This window comes from Cupriavidus metallidurans CH34 (genome assembly GCF_000196015.1).
Lineage (GTDB): Bacteria > Pseudomonadota > Gammaproteobacteria > Burkholderiales > Burkholderiaceae > Cupriavidus > Cupriavidus metallidurans.
This window is the reverse complement of sequence record NC_007973.1, coordinates 1,589,129-1,603,348: the sequence shown is the minus strand read 5'-3', so window position 1 is coordinate 1,603,348 and position 14,220 is coordinate 1,589,129. Positions and strand designations below refer to the sequence as shown.

Genomic DNA, 14,220 nt, shown 5'->3' with positions numbered 1-14,220 from the left:
GGAAATAGTCTCAATGCGCCCGGTCTGGCCTGAGCGCGAACGGTTCAATCGAGGATGGAACCGTTCTCCTGGGCCAGCCGCAGATATTCCGACAGCGGGCGCGCTGCCTGGAAATACCGATCCCGCATCACGGGCTGCTGGCGCGGCCCGACGATGGATGCCAGATCGGACAGCTTCACGGTGCCCAACTCGGGCATCCCCAACCCCAGGTCGATCAGTCCCCAGGCCGTATCGCCATCGGCAGGATCAAGCGCGGCCAGCAGCCAGATGAGATGCGCGTCCGGGGTGAACAGCCGCGCCACGGGCAGCGGGTCGATGGCCTCGCCACCGGCACGGGCTTGGCCGTGGACCAGCAATTGCCTGCGCTCGTCCTCGGTGATGAGTCGGTTCATGGGCGGCCCCTTCTTGGAACAAATCCACCGAAACGTCAAAGCGTAAAGCCGTATCGGCGGATTTGAAGAAATGCACGGATGAGGCTTTGCGCTTTTGTAGGAAGCCTCAGAGGCGGATTTCCGTAAAAGCGTAGAACCACAAAAAAGGATCGAATCGAATGAATGAGTTAAAGATAACGTGGTTTTAATTGTGCTGCGAATTGACGCTTCTGTCCATGCAGAAGCGAACCGTCCAGCGCGGCCGACCGGCCGGCTCCACCACCCACGACGCCGAGTTGGCTCACGCCTTCGGCGCGGCGGTGCGTGCGCTGCGGATGGAACGCGGAATCGCGCAGGAATCGCTGGCACACCAGGCCGGCATCGAGCGTTCCCACATGGGCAAGATCGAACGCGGCGAGCACATGCCCACGCTGGCGATCATCTTCAAGATAGCTGGCGCGCTCGAATGCAGCACGGCCGTGCTGATGAGCGAGGCTGAAAGCCAGCTCGCAGCAGCGGCCCAGCCGTAGGCGACGGCCCGGCCGATCCGGCGAAAGCCGGTTCGGCGGTGTTCAAGGGGCGCCAAGTGCAACGCGGCGGGGATGGGCCTTGCGCCGATCCCCGGAGGGCAAGCGAAGCGCGCAGCGCCACAGGCGCGGAGGCGTGAGGGATTGGAGCCGGATGGCCGTGACGGCGAAGTCGGCACGGGGCGCAGCCCGAAAAGCCCGGCGGTGCAAGGCACCGCACGCCCGGCCGTCCTTGCTGCCGCAGACTCAACGCATACTCAAGCAACTCGATACGGCGCAGACTAGGCGATGGTGCTGCCTCCACGCAGCGCCGCAAAAGCAGCACTGCGCCCCGCCGCGTGGGCGGGGCGCTGGCGGCCGTCAGGCCGCCTGGGGCTTGCTGCGCGACCAGATCAGGTCGTGCGTGCCGTCCTCGCCTTCGATCAGGCGGGCGTAGACCGTGGCCGGGAACGAAGGATCGTCAAGGGTCACGGAGATGTACTCCCGCCCGGCCTCGCTGGTCTTCCTCCACGCCGCGCCGATGTCGTGACTGGCGGCCTGCAGGCGGTAGTCGGGGGACTTCTCGTTGTCGCCCTTGTCGTTGGGCACCAGCTTGACCTTGACGTTGAGCGTCAGGGTGCGAAGCGTGCCGGTGAAGCCGTCTTTGTCTGCGGTGAAGTTGCCGATGTTGGCCATGATGGATCTCCTTTTGGTGGAACAAGGTTCGCGCCCATCGCGTCCTTGTTGTGATCCGGCCGGCGGGGGACGGGCGGGCTGCACCGCTTGCGGTCGCAACGCAGTGGAGAGCCGGGAGGCGAAAAGAATTTGGCCCGCGAGGAATCTGCGCAGCAGAGGGGAAATTGTTTTCGCCGGACGGTTGCAGCCATGAAGCCCGAGGCGCAGCCGCGCCACCGCCAGGATTCACAACAACGCAAGGACGCCTTGGGCCGAACCGCACCGAAAGGAGACAGGGCCGACTCGGTATCCCCGCACGAAGGCTGCACCGGCTCGCCCGCTGACGCAGGCCAGGTCGACCACCCGACGACAAGCGAGAACGCCCCTGCCGCACCTTGCGGCCCCGGTCTTGAGGCGTGACGTGGACGCTCCATAGCGATGCCGGGCGGGATGTCCGTGAACCGTCCTTTGTTACGTGATGGGCGAGAACCGCCAGCGTTGAGGACGGCACGCATTCGCACAACCTGCCGCAGCAAGCCCAAGCGTACCTGCCCAGCCCAGCCCATATGGTGGGGCGCTGGCCGGGCCGATCTGGCGCAGCCGGGTCGGCGGCATCGAGGGGCACCAAGCCGTGCGCGGCGGGGATAGCCCGCAGGGCTTTCCCTTGGAGGCAAGCGGAGCGCGCAGCACCGCAGGCGCGAAGGCGTGAGGGATTGAAGCCGAATGGCTGTGACGGCAAAGACGGCACGGGGCGCAGCCCGAAAGCCCGGTGGCGCTTCGCGCCGACACGCCCACACAGCCCCAACACCGAGCTAGTGCGATAGCGGAAAATGACCTATTACAGCAGTTCGACGATGAAGTGCGAAGGAAATAGGGAGAACCATATATGCCATATCTAATTATGCCGTGGGAACACATTGCACCCGGCTACCATCGCGGCACGATTCTTTTGGGCAATGGGGCGAGCATCGCTGTTTCATCCAGCTTTGGCTATGGCTCGTTGTTAGATCACGCCCAGCAAGCCGGTTTACTTGCAGATGATGTGCAGCAACTTTTTCGCTCTTTCGGCACATCCGATTTCGAGCTAATCCTGCGGCTGGTCTGGCAAGCGTCCAACGTCAACAGGTCGCTACAGATACCGGATGATCGAACGCATCAAGCCTATCTGAATGTCAGAGAGTGTCTGATTCAGGCCGTTCGCGGCGTGCATCCCGCATACGACCTAGTGAGTGGTCACCTGCCCAGCATGTATCAATTCCTCAAAGGGTTCGATACGGTTCTATCGTTGAACTATGACTTGCTGGTCTACTGGACGATGACTTATGGACTCAACGTTCAGGACGATCACGTATTCAAGGATTGCTTCGTTTGGAACGGCATGTTCGACGATGCCTGGGGAAGATTTCGCGAACCTTTAAGGGAGCGAACGAACACTTTGGTGTTCTATCCGCACGGAAGCTTGGCTCTGTGCCGAAATGTGGTGGAGCAGGAGTTCAAGATTCACAATGCCGGCGAAGGTTTGCTGGAGGCAATCCTTGCGGAGTGGCGCAGCGAGCGAGTTGTGCCCCTCTTTGTCAGCGAAGGAACGATGTCGCAGAAGGTGTCCTCTATCCAGAATAGCTACTACCTTTCTACAGTGTATCGTGAGGTGCTCACTTCGCAGCGGTTTACATTGACACTATTTGGCTGGGGACTAGGAGAGCACGACCGACATTTGTTGCGACGGATGCGTGGAACCGGCATCCAGCGAGTGGCAGTCTCTGTTTTTCGTGGCGATCAGGTCTATTGCAACTATGCGTACCAAGTCATTCAGGATGATTTAGGGCCTGTCCATGTGGATTTTTTTGATAGTGAAAGTCCTGGATGCTGGATTCATGCAGTGCCACCGGCACTGCCAGTATTTGGCTAACGCGTTCCTGCTGCGTAGATCTCTATATCGCGCACTATGCGACGTCATCACAACAGTCTGAGCCGCCTTTGCGGCTCAGACTGTTGTGCTTTGACACCGGGCGCGGCTACCGCCGCGCCCGGATTTTTGGCGTTTCCGGTATGGAGCCGCACCAATAGCAAAGCGCCCCGGTCTAAGCCGGGGCGCTTGCCTTCGGCGCCGGTCAAGCGGCCAGCGCCTCGGCGGGTTCATCCGCCATTGCTTCAGCATCCTCCGGGGCGCCCTGCTCCGGGCCTGCCTCCTGCGGGCCTGCGGCCTTGAAGATGGCAGGCATCCAGCCCGAGCCGTCCGCCAGCCGTTCGGCTTCGCTGGCAATGTCGGCCTTCTTGAGCTTCGCCAGCCGGGTGACGGATTCCGGTGCAAACGCGCCCACGGCATCCAGAATCACGGCCTTGGAAACGTGCTTGAAGTAGCCTTCTGCGGTCGGCTTCCACCATGCGGCCATGTCGAGGCCCACGGCCTGCGCCAGTTCCACGCCGGGCTGGTGTGGCGTGGCACGAGGCGTCACCACGTCCACCGTGGAAGCCACGCACACGGCGAGCAGTCGCACCAGTTCGTCTTGCGACTTCGCCAGCAGCGCGGCGAACAGCTCGGCGCTTTCCTCCGGCAAGGCAACGCCTGCCACCTGTTCCAGTTCGCGCAGCGCCACGGCGGCAGGCGATTCCGGCCAGTCCGGGGCCATGCCTTCCAGTCGGTCTTGTACCGCCAAGCGCACGCCCAGCGGCAGATCGTTGCCGTAGCGACGTCCCTGCAAGACGGTCTGCACCATGCCATGCACCAGCGCGGCCAGCGCGACATGCGGATGCCGGGCGACTTCGATTTGCAGCGCGGCAGTGCGATGGGCGCTCAGACGCTGGGCCAGCCGGTCGGAAATCGCTGCGGCCTTGGGCGCTTCGCCTTCCTCGCCTTCGTCATCGTTGGCGGTATCACTGTCGCTGAAACCCTGCCGGAGCTTTTCCAGCGTGCGCAGCGCCTTGGCTTCGGCTTCGCGCATCAGGCCGCGATGAATGACGGCCTGCCCGTTGCGGTCGATGGTGACGATGGCACCGGCTGCGGCCTTCACGGTCTGGCCGTAGTCCTGCAAGCCATCTTCCAACGCCTGCAACTGCTCGCCCACGGTTTCGCCTTCCTCCTGCAGGGCGTCGGCCTTTTCCTCGTCATCGGCGTCCATCGCGGCGTCCACGGCTTCGGCCAGTTGGTGCATCCGGGCTTGCAACTTCTCAATGCGTTGCGCTTCCCGCTTGTTTGGCTCGCGCCGTTCCCTCGGCGCACGCTGGAAGGCGTGCAGGTCGGCATGGGTCACGCCCGGCGTGGCATCCACCCACGCCCAGCCCTCGGCGCGGACGGTGGCGGCGATGCCCGCCAGCCGGTCTTGCGCCAGCCTGTCCAACAGCGCGGCATCGGTCAGATACACGCCCGCGTCACCTTCCGCGAACAGGTCACGGCGCACGCCACCGCCTGCGGCTTCGTAGGTGTCCAGCCCGACGAATCGCACCAGCGGATGCCGGTAGGCGTCGATTTCGCGCTCGGTGAGGCGTTCGCGCAGCGCGGACGGCTGGCGCTGCCATGTTGGTGCGTCGTAGAAAGCGGCTTCTTGCGCGGCGTGATCGTCGGTGATGGCAAGGGCCATCAACTGGTCAAGGCTCACGGCATCGGCACGATAGTCGGCCATCAGGCGCGGCGAGACATTCGCCAGCTTCAAGCGGCGCTGCACCACCAGTGGCGTGACGCTGAAATCCGCTGCAATGTCCTCGATGGGCCGACCTTCGGCCACCAGCGCGGCGAATGCCTCGAACTGGTCTGCCGGGTGCATGGCTTCGCGCTGCACGTTCTCGGTGAGGCTGGCCGTGCGGGCGGTGCCATCGGCCACCAGTAGGCAAGGCACTTCCCATTCCTTGCTGATGCGGTGCTTTTTCGCCAGCAGCTTCAACGCGGCCAGCCTGCGGCCACCGGCCACGACTTCGTAATGCTCGCCATCGGCGGATGCAATCACGATCAGGTTTTGCAGCAAGCCCACGCGCTGGATGCTCGCGGCCAGTTCGGGGATGGACATGCGCGGGGTCTTCCGGACATTGCGGCCCGTGGGGCGCAGCACTAGCCGCGACAGCGGAACCAGAATCAGGTTCTTGGTCGGGTCGGCTGCTTCCAGCGGGATAGCGGCGATGGTATTGACGGCGCGGGCTTCGGTTTGGGTAACGGTGTTCATGGTGAATCTCCAATCGAGTGAAACAAGGGATGGAGGGGAACCGCCCCTCCGGCGGGGGGACGGTTCAGGCTTTCAACTGGCGCAGGCCATCGGCCAGCATCCAGAGGGCGCGATTGAGGCGCACATCGGAATCAATGCCCTGCACGGGTCGGGTCTGCTGGCGACGTCCGTTGGCGCTGCGGCCATGCAATCCGCCCTTGGTCAAGTTCTCCTGCGTGCGGTTGAACACGCTCCACAGGTCGGGGCGGCTGTCATCGAACCGACGCGGCATCAGGATTTGCGATTCGGTGATGGGCGCGGGCTTGTTGTTCGTGGGGTCGTACTTGAGGGCCAGCGCGGAACGGGCGAACACTTCGGCTTCGCCTTCATCCAGCGTGATCGCGCGCATGGCATCGCGAGATTCCTTCACCCGCTCGAAGCCGCTCAACACCTCGAAAGCGCCTTCGATGACGGAACCGGCCACGTCGCCTTTGTGGGGTACGCGCACATCGGCCACGGTGTCGCCGCATACAAGGCCATTGCTGCACACGAAGCGGAACATTCCGGCCAGCATCTGATAGCTGCTCGTGCCGTCGTGCGAGTTCAGCAGCACGATTTCGTTAGCCTCTGCGCCATTGATCTGACTGGCATGGCGCAGGCGCAGCATGTGTTTGGTGTGCTCGCGCTTGCCTTCATCGCGCACGCGGGTCTGCGTCACCATGAAGGGCTGGAAGCCTTCTTTGCGAAGCTCGGTCAGCACGGCGGCGGTGGGGATATAGCTGTACCGCTCGGAACGGCTCTCATGCGGTGCATCGGCGAAGATGGACGGGGCCACCCTGCGAATCTGGTCATCGGACAGCGGGTAATCGCTGCGCAGCGAGGGGGAACGGGAAGCGAAACGGGATGCGAGTTGCATGTCTTTCTCCTGAACAAAAAGGCTGTTGAAGAAAACCGCACACCGGATTCCTAGATTCGGAGCCCAGCCTTTCGGCTGTTCGGTGCGGTCGGCACGAGGAACCCGGTTGGCCCTGTTGCCACCGTCTTTCCTGAGTTCATCGCCCGCGACGGTCAGGAGCGCGCGAACGGGCGCCGTCAAGGAGACAAGCGCAGGGTTGGTGCGGCCCGCAGGCGCAGCCGAGGACACGGCCCTGCGCGCCTTGACGGCGCACGGGCGCGGGCTACAGTCGCGGACAAGGTGATGAAGTCAGGGAAGACGGCTGGACATGGCAACGGCCATCCCTGTGTGCCGAACCGCACGGCAAGCGAAGCGCGCAGGCCCGAAGCTGGAAGCCGGGCCGGAGGCGTCAGCCGAGCGGAGCGAGGGAACGATGGAAGCCCGAAGGGGCGAGACGCTGCAGGCGGCTCGATGCGCCACGCGCACGACAGCGCGCCCGGCCATCTCCCAGGTGGCCGGGGACGCCCAGACTTCAGAAGCGAAGGAACCACAGGATCAGGATGAGCACACGCAAGGCGTCGTGGATCTGCTGCGAATGAAATCTGGCCGATCCGGCACAGCCGGGTCGGCGGTGTTCAGGGGCGCCAAGCCTGCGCGGCGGGGATAGCCCGCAGGGCTTTCCCCTGGAGTGCAAGCCGAAGGCGCGCAGGCATCGCGTCACATGGGCGCGATGCGAGGGGGCGTCCCGCGACGCCCCAAGGACGGGTCAGACGATGACCCGCCCGGCTAGCCGCGCATCGCGCGCGTAGGCGCTCAATCGCTTCTCGGCGCGGAACGACAGGTCGCGCTCGATCGGCAGGCCCAGCCCGCCGCGCACCGTCGCCAGTTCGCCCAGGCTGACCCAGCCAACTTCCGGCTCACCCAGCCCCAGGTCGCAAAGACCAAAGGCGTGATCGTGGTCATCGGGATCAATCTCGGTCAGCAGCCAGGTCGCGCCGGCGTCCGGCGTGAACAACTTGACCACGGGCGCCGGATCGAAGTCCGGGTTCTGGAGAGATTCGCGGCCGTTGGCCAGCAGCACGATGCGCTGTTCGTCAGTGATGAGTGCGTTGATCATGGTGAACTCCTGAAAGGTTGCCGGGCGGAATTGCCCGACCCGTCCGAGGCACGGCGCAGCGCAAGCAGTCAGGGGACAGCGACGGCCGCAGGCCGCAAGCGCCATCGGCGCGCCGCCCTTGACGGCGAGCACGCCGTGGCACGATGAAGGGAAAAGCAAGACCGCATCCCTCGCGCCTCCACGCTCCCCGGTTTTCGGCAAGCGGAGCGCGCAGGCCCGAATGAAGTCGGGCCGGAGGCGTCAGCCGAGCGGAGCGAGGGAACGATGGAAGCCCGATGGGGCGAGACGCCGCAGGCGGCTCGATGCGCAGCACGACAGCGCGACCGGCCATGCTTCTTGGCCGGAGACGCCACTACTACACCTATAAATTCACCATCAGTGAAATTCTATTGACATTACGCGCAGACTTGTGCTGTAATGCCCTCGGCTAGGCGAATCGCCTAGGTACACGTTCTTTGAAGTGTTGCTCTTACCGTAAAAGCGAAAGGTCAGTGTATTGCCTGAAGTGATTCAGGCCGCTCCTTCATCCAGTGTTGGAGATTTTGAGGTGAGGCAGGCCGGTAACGATCGGTCCGCCGCGAAGGTTCGCCCTCGCATCGTCCCGCGCACCACGGTTAGCCAGATGTAATCTGCTAATCACAAAGCGCAATCGGATAGACGCTCGGACGGGGCTTCATCACCGCGACGACTGGTGTTGGGCTTGCGCATCGAGTTGGCTCCTTTCGGCCAATCGCCTTGTTACGGGGCTTCGGCGTTGTGCCGGGTTTAGAAGGAGCAATCCATGAAATTTGAAACTTTGAAGAACAGCATCGCAACGCTCCAAAAGCTGCGCGATGCACATTACAGCCAACTCGATGCTGGCGCTCTGGCTGAACTGGATGACGTGTTGTGGCAACTGCGCGATATGTCTGAAAGCTCTGAGAAGCGGGAGCACGATCACGGGAAACTCCTGGATCGGACTCTGCGCATCACTGACATCGTCATCCGCGCAGTGAGCAATCTCACTGACTGGATGAAGTGATGGAAGTGGGCCAAGACGCAGCAAGCCCAATATTTGATTACCGGAGTCGATCATGAACGTTGGACAAGCCATCAAGCTATGCCGCACTCGGCGGGGCATCTCCCAGGCTGATCTGGCGCGACAGGCTGAATGCTCGGTTTCCTATCTTTCCATGCTGGAAAACAATAAGCGTGATCCGACGCTTTCCACCATGACCAAAATCGCCCATGCGTTGCATATGCCCGTGGGCATCATCTTTTTTCTCGGCGCTGAAGGGGATGATCTGACGGGCATCGGCAAGTCGCTGCAAGGAGACCTTGCGCGCACGGCACTGGAACTGCTCAATGAGCCAGTCAGCGACCAACGCCCCCTCCTATAGCCAGCGCCGCATCGGCACGCTGCAAGCCCTGCATGTTGCGCTGGGAATGCCTGTCGGCGACCTCCCGACATTGGCCGAGCGTGCTAACGACCTTTACCGAGTCGCAAAGTCCATCACCAAACCGGACGGCAGCATCCGTAATACTTACGATGCACGGGAGCCATTGAAGGAAGTTCATCGAAGGATCAAGAGTCAGATCCTCGACCACGTGAACTACCCGGCCTATTTGACGGGGAGTATCAAAGGCTGCGATTACAAGGTCAACGCCTCGCTCCATGCCCGCGCACGGATCGTCATCAACGAGGACATCAGCGGTTTTTTCCCTTCCACGTCGGCAGACCGCGTGTTCAGCATCTGGCGCGGCTTCTTCGGCTTCAGCGAGGACGTGGCGCGATGCCTGACACAACTGACGACCCGGCATGGCGAACTGCCCCAAGGGGCGATAACCAGTTCATTCCTTGCCAACCTCGTGTTCTGGTGGGATGAGCCCGAGTTGTTCGGCAAGTTCGCAGCCCAAGGTCTTGTCTACTCTCGCTATGTCGATGACATCGCCGTGTCGTCTAAAACGTTCCTGACCAACGAGGCAAAAACGAACGTAGTGCGGCAGGTGTACGGCATGCTGCTCAAGCATGGCTATAAGGCCAAACGAGCCAAGCATGAAATTGCCACATCGGGCAGCCGCATGGCCGTCACGAAGCTCGCAGTGAACAACAAGCCTGGCTTGGACAAAGCCACGCGCAACAAGATTCGTGCAGTCGTCCATGCCGTTGAACGACGCATCGCGCAAGGCGAGGCGCTTTCGTTTGAGCGTGGCCCATACGCCCAGGCAATGGGACAAGTTCTGCATCTGGAAAGATTTCATCCCGGCGATGCGGCACCACTGAAGAGGCGACTATTAGCCCTCAAAGAGGCAGGTGCAGCCCTGCCCCACTCCTAATAGAGAGGGAGGAGACAAGTGATCCTGACCGATAACGAAACCAAAGTTGATCTGCTGAATAACGAAGCCATTGCCACCACGATTATCGGGCTGCTTCGTGCGAAGCCCGACCACCCAGTGACGATCGGAGTGCATGGCGACTGGGGGGCGGGGAAATCCAGCGTGCTCGAAATGATCGAGGCCGGCTTCGCAGACCAGGACGATGTTCTGTGCCTCAAGTTCAATGGATGGCGTTTCCAGGGCTTCGAGGACGCGAAGATCGCCTTGATCGAGGGGATCGTCACAGGCTTGATCGAGAAACGTCCGGCGCTGAAAAAAGCGGCAGTAGCCATCAAGGACGTCTTCCGTCGCATCGACTGGCTGAAGGTCGCCAAGCGATCCGGCGGCTTGGCCCTGACCGCATTCACTGGCATTCCGACACCGGAGCAAATCGGAGCCATTGTCGGCTCGCTCGAAGCGCTGGTGACAGACCCTGCCAAGCTCGTAACGAAGGAAAACATTTCGGCGGCCATCGACCAGGCGAAGGCCGTGCTCAAGCCGGGCGAGTCCAAGAACGTGCCAGAGGAAGTGGAGGCTTTCCGCAAGGCGTTCGACCAGCTTCTGAAAGATGCTGGCATCAAGCAGCTCGTTGTCCTGATCGACGATCTTGACCGCTGCCTGCCTGACACAGCCATTGAAACACTCGAAGCGATCCGGTTGTTTGTTTTCACTGCGCAGACAGCGTTCGTCGTTGCGGCAGACGAGGCAATGATCGAATATGCGGTGCGTAAGCACTTTCCCGACCTGCCTGACAGCACCGGGCCGCGAGACTACGCCCGCAACTACCTCGAAAAGCTCATCCAGGTTCCGTTTCGCATCCCGGCCCTGGGAGAAGCCGAGACGCGAATCTACGTGGCGTTGTTGCTGGCCGGCGCCGAAGTCGGCGAGGACGACGCGGACTACGGGAAGCTGATCGCCGTGGCGCGGGAGAAGCTGAAACGGCCTTGGACCAGCGGCGGTCTGGATGCCGCGACGATCAAGACGGCGCTCGGCAAGCAGGCCGAGAAGGCGAACAACGCTCTTGCGCTCAGCGACCAGATCGGTCCCATTCTGGCGAGCGGCACAAAGGGCAACCCGCGCCAGATCAAGCGCTTTCTCAATACGCTGTTGCTGCGCGAACGCACTGCGACCGCGCGCGGTTTCGGCGACGACATCAAGCTACCCGTGCTCGCAAAGCTCATGCTCGCGGAACGCTTCATCCCACGGTTGTTCGAGCAGATCGCGTTCGTTGCAGCGATCCATCCGCAAGGACTGTGCGAAGACCTCGAAGCATTGGAGAAGAACCTTGCGGCGATTGACGCTAAAGATGGCGAGTCAAAAGGTCAGAAATCCGCAGAGCCCACACCTGCACCCGATAACGCTGTATTGATCGAATGGAAATCGTCGGAGACGGTGTGCGACTGGGCGCGCCTCTTGCCGAAGCTATCTGGACTCGATCTGCGCCCCTACTTGTTCGTGACAAAGGACAAGAAGGACTACTTCGGCCCGGTGTCGGTGTTGGGTCACTTGGCTGGTGTGGTCGAGAAGCTGTTCGGCGGCAAGATGACCGTCCAAGGCTACGAAGTCGAGTTGAAGCAACTCGTGCAGCCTGAAGCCGAGAAAGTGTTCGAGGCCATGCGCAGCAAGATCATGGGCACGGGTGTTTTCGACACCAAACCGGCGGGCGTCGATGGTCTCGCCGTCCTCGTGAGGGCGCAGCCCAGCCTCCAGAGCCGGTTGCTGGATTTCCTGGAGGTGTTGCCAAGTAGCAAATGCGGGCCTTGGGTTGTCAGCGGCTGGCAAGGCGTCATCCAAGACACCGAATGCGCCACTCGCCTGACGAAGCTGCTGGGAGACTGGAGCAAAGTCACCAACAACCCCGGTCTCAAGGCCAGCGCCGAAGCGGCGCTCAAAGATCTGAAGGGAGGCCGCTAATGGGAACCTCGACAGCTTACGGCGGGCCAGGTGGCGGGACACCACTTGTTCCATCATGGCTGGGTGACATCGATGGCGGTGGCGCCCCTGCTGCTCCGGGAAATGGTGCAGGACCGGATGGCCAGCCGCCCGCGGACGGCGCCGCACCGCCGGTGCCGCCAAACCGCCCACCTATTCCCAGGACAGCGGACCCGCAGCGCTTCTCTGGCGCTCGCAACAGCTTCACGCGATTCGCTGGCTCTGGTGGCAGCGATCGAGCCAACCTGGGCCGTGCGGTCTCAAGGTACATCTCAACGTCCGCCGGGGGTTCACGCCAGGCTGCCCAGCGCATGGGCGCCTCTCGGGGTGCCGGCGCGCGGCTCCTCGGCTTCTTGGCCGATGCGCAAACGCGGGGTGTGCGCGAAGCGTTGCGTGCCCTGGATCTAGAATCGTTGGCAGGTCGCCCGATCACTGAGATTTTCGTCGGCTTGGCCGACTACATCTGCCCAGGCGCGGGAACGGTCGATGAAGGCATCGCCCGCGAGGCTTACATCGAAACCATTGTTGAATTGGCGAGCGAGGGTCTCACCGACTTGGCCACATTCACCCCGGATCAGATGCAGACGGTTTTCGAGCTATATGCCACCCATGCCATCGAGGCGCGCATCTGCAATGACATCGGCACCAAGGCCGTGACCATGCCGACAGATGCACAGGCAGCACATCGGGTCGAGCAGCAGTTGCGCGACTTCATCCGAGGTGGAGTGAGCGATGCGCTCACGCGAGCACGGGCGGAGACACCCAATCTCACCCCCGAGCGGGTTCAAGGCTTCGTGGACGCGGTGTATGAGTCCGCATTTGCGATCTTGCAGACCCTCGGCGAGGCGGAGGCCAATCAATGAAGCGACAACTCCTGGTGGGTCGTTTTGGCCCGGATGACCGCTTAGATGTGACGGCGGGCGCTGATGAACAGACGACCTACCTGCAACTCGTCGCCGGCGAGAAATCCTTGGATCACGGTATCAGTGGCGCGCTGACGAGTCTGAAGAAGATCGGCGTATTTCCTTCGGAAATCGGCATCGACCTGCTGGTACTGGCCGCCCATGTCCATGCAGCCGACACACGCATCTCTCGCACCGAGCAGTCGCAGGATTCGTGGACGCGCGAGATACGGCTGGTCGTGCCGGTCAGCGATCCGACTCGCTGGGGAGCAGCAGCGCCGACGCTCAAGAGGTCTCTGGACTTCTTGACGGGAGATCGCTGGACGATCGGCTTCAGGGCACGTCCAGATCGGTTCACGACGATCACCCAAGTGGCTCCTCCAAGTCTGATCGCGCCTCCCTTTGATTCCGTCAGCCTATTCTCAGGAGGACTGGACAGCCTTATTGGTGCCATCGACCTACTGGAGGATGGCGCGACGCCATTGCTGGTGAGCCACTTCGGGGAAGGGGCGACGAGCGATGCTCAAGGCAAGCTGTTTGCAGGTTTGAAGAAGTATTACATCCAGTCATCTTTCGAGCGTTTGCGGGTCGGCATGACCTTCAAGAAAGGCCTCGTGGCAGACGTTGGTTCGGAGGACAGCACGCGCGGCAGGTCATTCCTGTTCTTCGCGCTCGGGGTGTTCGCGGGCACAGGGCTTGGGCGCCGTTTTGTCCTGCGTGTTCCCGAGAACGGACTGATCGCGCTGAATGTGCCTTTGGACCCCCTGCGGTTGGGATCAAACAGCACCCGCACCACACACCCGTATTACATGGCGAGGTGGAACGACCTGCTCATCGCACTCGACATAGATGGCGAGATTCGGAATCCGTACTGGGACAAGACGAAGGGAGAAATGGCCGCAGCCTGTCGCAACCCGGACCTCTTGAAGAAGCTGGCGACGGATTCGTTGTCGTGCTCGTCCCCCGCCAAGGCCCGATGGCTAGGACATGGTATTGAGCAATGTGGCTATTGCCTGCCATGTCTGATCCGTCGCGCAGCCTTGACGGCAGCATGGGGGGCCGGGAACGACCCGACGACGTATACCGTTCCAGACCTTCATGCGCAGCCGTTGGACACGCGCCAAGCCACCGGGGTACAGGTTCGGTCGTTTCAGTACGCGATCGAGCGCTTGAAAGGTAAGCCGCAGCTTGCGAACCTCTTAATCCACAAGCCCGGCTCGCTTGTCGACGAAGCCGCACACCTAGACCAACTCGCCGATGTCTACCGGCGCGGCCTCGATGAGGTTGCACGGCTCATCGACGGTGCCGAAGCGAGACCGAGTTGACGAGGGTGA

Annotated in this window: 13 protein-coding genes; 8 read left to right on the top strand and 5 right to left on the bottom strand. The window is 62.0% G+C overall.

The genetic code is table 11. The features are described from left to right. Positions 1 to 44: 44 nt before the first annotated feature. On the bottom strand, positions 45 to 392 hold the full coding sequence (locus RMET_RS07465) for a DUF2958 domain-containing protein (RefSeq protein WP_011516231.1): 348 nt from the start codon (positions 390 to 392) through the stop codon (positions 45 to 47). A 215-nt stretch (positions 393 to 607) separates the two neighbouring features. Here RMET_RS07465 and RMET_RS07460 point away from each other — a divergent pair, with 215 nt between their 5' ends. Then, entirely contained in the window at positions 608 to 901 is a 294-nt protein-coding gene (locus RMET_RS07460) for a helix-turn-helix domain-containing protein (protein WP_011516230.1), read from the top strand. A 357-nt stretch (positions 902 to 1,258) separates the two neighbouring features. Here RMET_RS07460 and RMET_RS07455 read toward each other — a convergent pair whose 3' ends face one another. Further along, complete coding sequence (locus tag RMET_RS07455; protein WP_011516229.1) at positions 1,259 to 1,573, bottom strand: DUF736 domain-containing protein; 315 nt, start codon at positions 1,571 to 1,573, stop codon at positions 1,259 to 1,261. An 865-nt stretch (positions 1,574 to 2,438) separates the two neighbouring features. Here RMET_RS07455 and RMET_RS07450 point away from each other — a divergent pair. Next, the gene (locus RMET_RS07450; protein ID WP_011516228.1) at positions 2,439 to 3,461 is read left to right on the top strand and encodes a DUF4917 family protein; all 1,023 of its coding nucleotides are present in this window, start codon (positions 2,439 to 2,441) and stop codon (positions 3,459 to 3,461) included. 202 nt (positions 3,462 to 3,663) lie between these two features. Here the strand turns inward: RMET_RS07450 and RMET_RS07445 are convergent, their stop codons facing one another. From RMET_RS07445 to RMET_RS07430, 3 genes are all read right to left on the bottom strand, one after another. Next, a complete protein-coding gene (locus RMET_RS07445; RefSeq protein ID WP_011516227.1) occupies positions 3,664 to 5,706 on the bottom strand; it encodes a ParB/RepB/Spo0J family partition protein in 2,043 nt (680 codons plus the stop codon). 64 nt (positions 5,707 to 5,770) lie between these two features. Beyond that, positions 5,771 to 6,601 (bottom strand): DUF932 domain-containing protein, encoded by an 831-nt coding sequence (locus RMET_RS07440; RefSeq protein WP_011516226.1) that lies wholly within the window; start codon positions 6,599 to 6,601, stop codon positions 5,771 to 5,773. Positions 6,602 to 7,346: 745 nt separating this feature from the next. Next, entirely contained in the window at positions 7,347 to 7,697 is a 351-nt protein-coding gene (locus tag RMET_RS07430) for a DUF2958 domain-containing protein (protein ID WP_011516224.1), read from the bottom strand. A gap of 781 nt (positions 7,698 to 8,478) precedes the next feature. Here RMET_RS07430 and RMET_RS07425 point away from each other — a divergent pair. Genes RMET_RS07425 through qatC form a run of 6 tightly spaced genes read left to right on the top strand, consistent with a single transcriptional unit; the run spans position 8,479 to position 14,211 of the window. After that, complete coding sequence (locus RMET_RS07425; RefSeq protein ID WP_011516223.1) at positions 8,479 to 8,718, top strand: hypothetical protein; 240 nt, start codon at positions 8,479 to 8,481, stop codon at positions 8,716 to 8,718. 52 nt (positions 8,719 to 8,770) lie between these two features. Continuing rightward, positions 8,771 to 9,076: a helix-turn-helix transcriptional regulator gene (locus RMET_RS07420; protein WP_011516222.1), complete on the top strand. Its 306-nt coding sequence runs from the start codon at positions 8,771 to 8,773 to the stop codon at positions 9,074 to 9,076. Continuing rightward, positions 9,042 to 10,013: a reverse transcriptase family protein gene (locus tag RMET_RS07415; protein WP_011516221.1), complete on the top strand. Its 972-nt coding sequence runs from the start codon at positions 9,042 to 9,044 to the stop codon at positions 10,011 to 10,013. The genes RMET_RS07420 and RMET_RS07415 overlap by 35 nt, the downstream gene beginning before the upstream one ends. An 18-nt stretch (positions 10,014 to 10,031) precedes the next feature. Further along, positions 10,032 to 11,966: a Qat anti-phage system ATPase QatA gene (qatA, locus tag RMET_RS07410; RefSeq protein ID WP_011516220.1), complete on the top strand. Its 1,935-nt coding sequence runs from the start codon at positions 10,032 to 10,034 to the stop codon at positions 11,964 to 11,966. Next, positions 11,855 to 12,847, top strand: coding sequence for a Qat anti-phage system associated protein QatB (gene qatB, locus RMET_RS34440; RefSeq protein ID WP_322790411.1), 993 nt, complete (start codon positions 11,855 to 11,857; stop codon positions 12,845 to 12,847). Before qatA ends, qatB begins: the two co-directional genes overlap by 112 nt. Then, complete coding sequence (gene qatC / locus RMET_RS07400) at positions 12,844 to 14,211, top strand: Qat anti-phage system QueC-like protein QatC (protein WP_011516218.1); 1,368 nt, start codon at positions 12,844 to 12,846, stop codon at positions 14,209 to 14,211. Before qatB ends, qatC begins: the two co-directional genes overlap by 4 nt. Positions 14,212 to 14,220 lie beyond the last annotated feature (9 nt).

Coding starts and splice junctions, on each gene's coding strand:
- RMET_RS07425 (WP_011516223.1), top strand. CDS start 8,479: ATGAAATTTGAAACTTTGAAGAACAGCATCGCAACGCTCCAAAAGCTG.
- qatC (WP_011516218.1), top strand. CDS start 12,844: ATGAAGCGACAACTCCTGGTGGGTCGTTTTGGCCCGGATGACCGCTTA.
- RMET_RS07465 (WP_011516231.1), bottom strand. CDS start 392: ATGAACCGACTCATCACCGAGGACGAGCGCAGGCAATTGCTGGTCCAC.
- RMET_RS07460 (WP_011516230.1), top strand. CDS start 608: ATGCAGAAGCGAACCGTCCAGCGCGGCCGACCGGCCGGCTCCACCACC.
- RMET_RS07430 (WP_011516224.1), bottom strand. CDS start 7,697: ATGATCAACGCACTCATCACTGACGAACAGCGCATCGTGCTGCTGGCC.
- RMET_RS07455 (WP_011516229.1), bottom strand. CDS start 1,573: ATGGCCAACATCGGCAACTTCACCGCAGACAAAGACGGCTTCACCGGC.
- RMET_RS07420 (WP_011516222.1), top strand. CDS start 8,771: ATGAACGTTGGACAAGCCATCAAGCTATGCCGCACTCGGCGGGGCATC.
- qatB (WP_322790411.1), top strand. CDS start 11,855: ATGCGCCACTCGCCTGACGAAGCTGCTGGGAGACTGGAGCAAAGTCAC.
- RMET_RS07450 (WP_011516228.1), top strand. CDS start 2,439: ATGCCATATCTAATTATGCCGTGGGAACACATTGCACCCGGCTACCAT.
- RMET_RS07445 (WP_011516227.1), bottom strand. CDS start 5,706: ATGAACACCGTTACCCAAACCGAAGCCCGCGCCGTCAATACCATCGCC.
- RMET_RS07440 (WP_011516226.1), bottom strand. CDS start 6,601: ATGCAACTCGCATCCCGTTTCGCTTCCCGTTCCCCCTCGCTGCGCAGC.
- RMET_RS07415 (WP_011516221.1), top strand. CDS start 9,042: ATGAGCCAGTCAGCGACCAACGCCCCCTCCTATAGCCAGCGCCGCATC.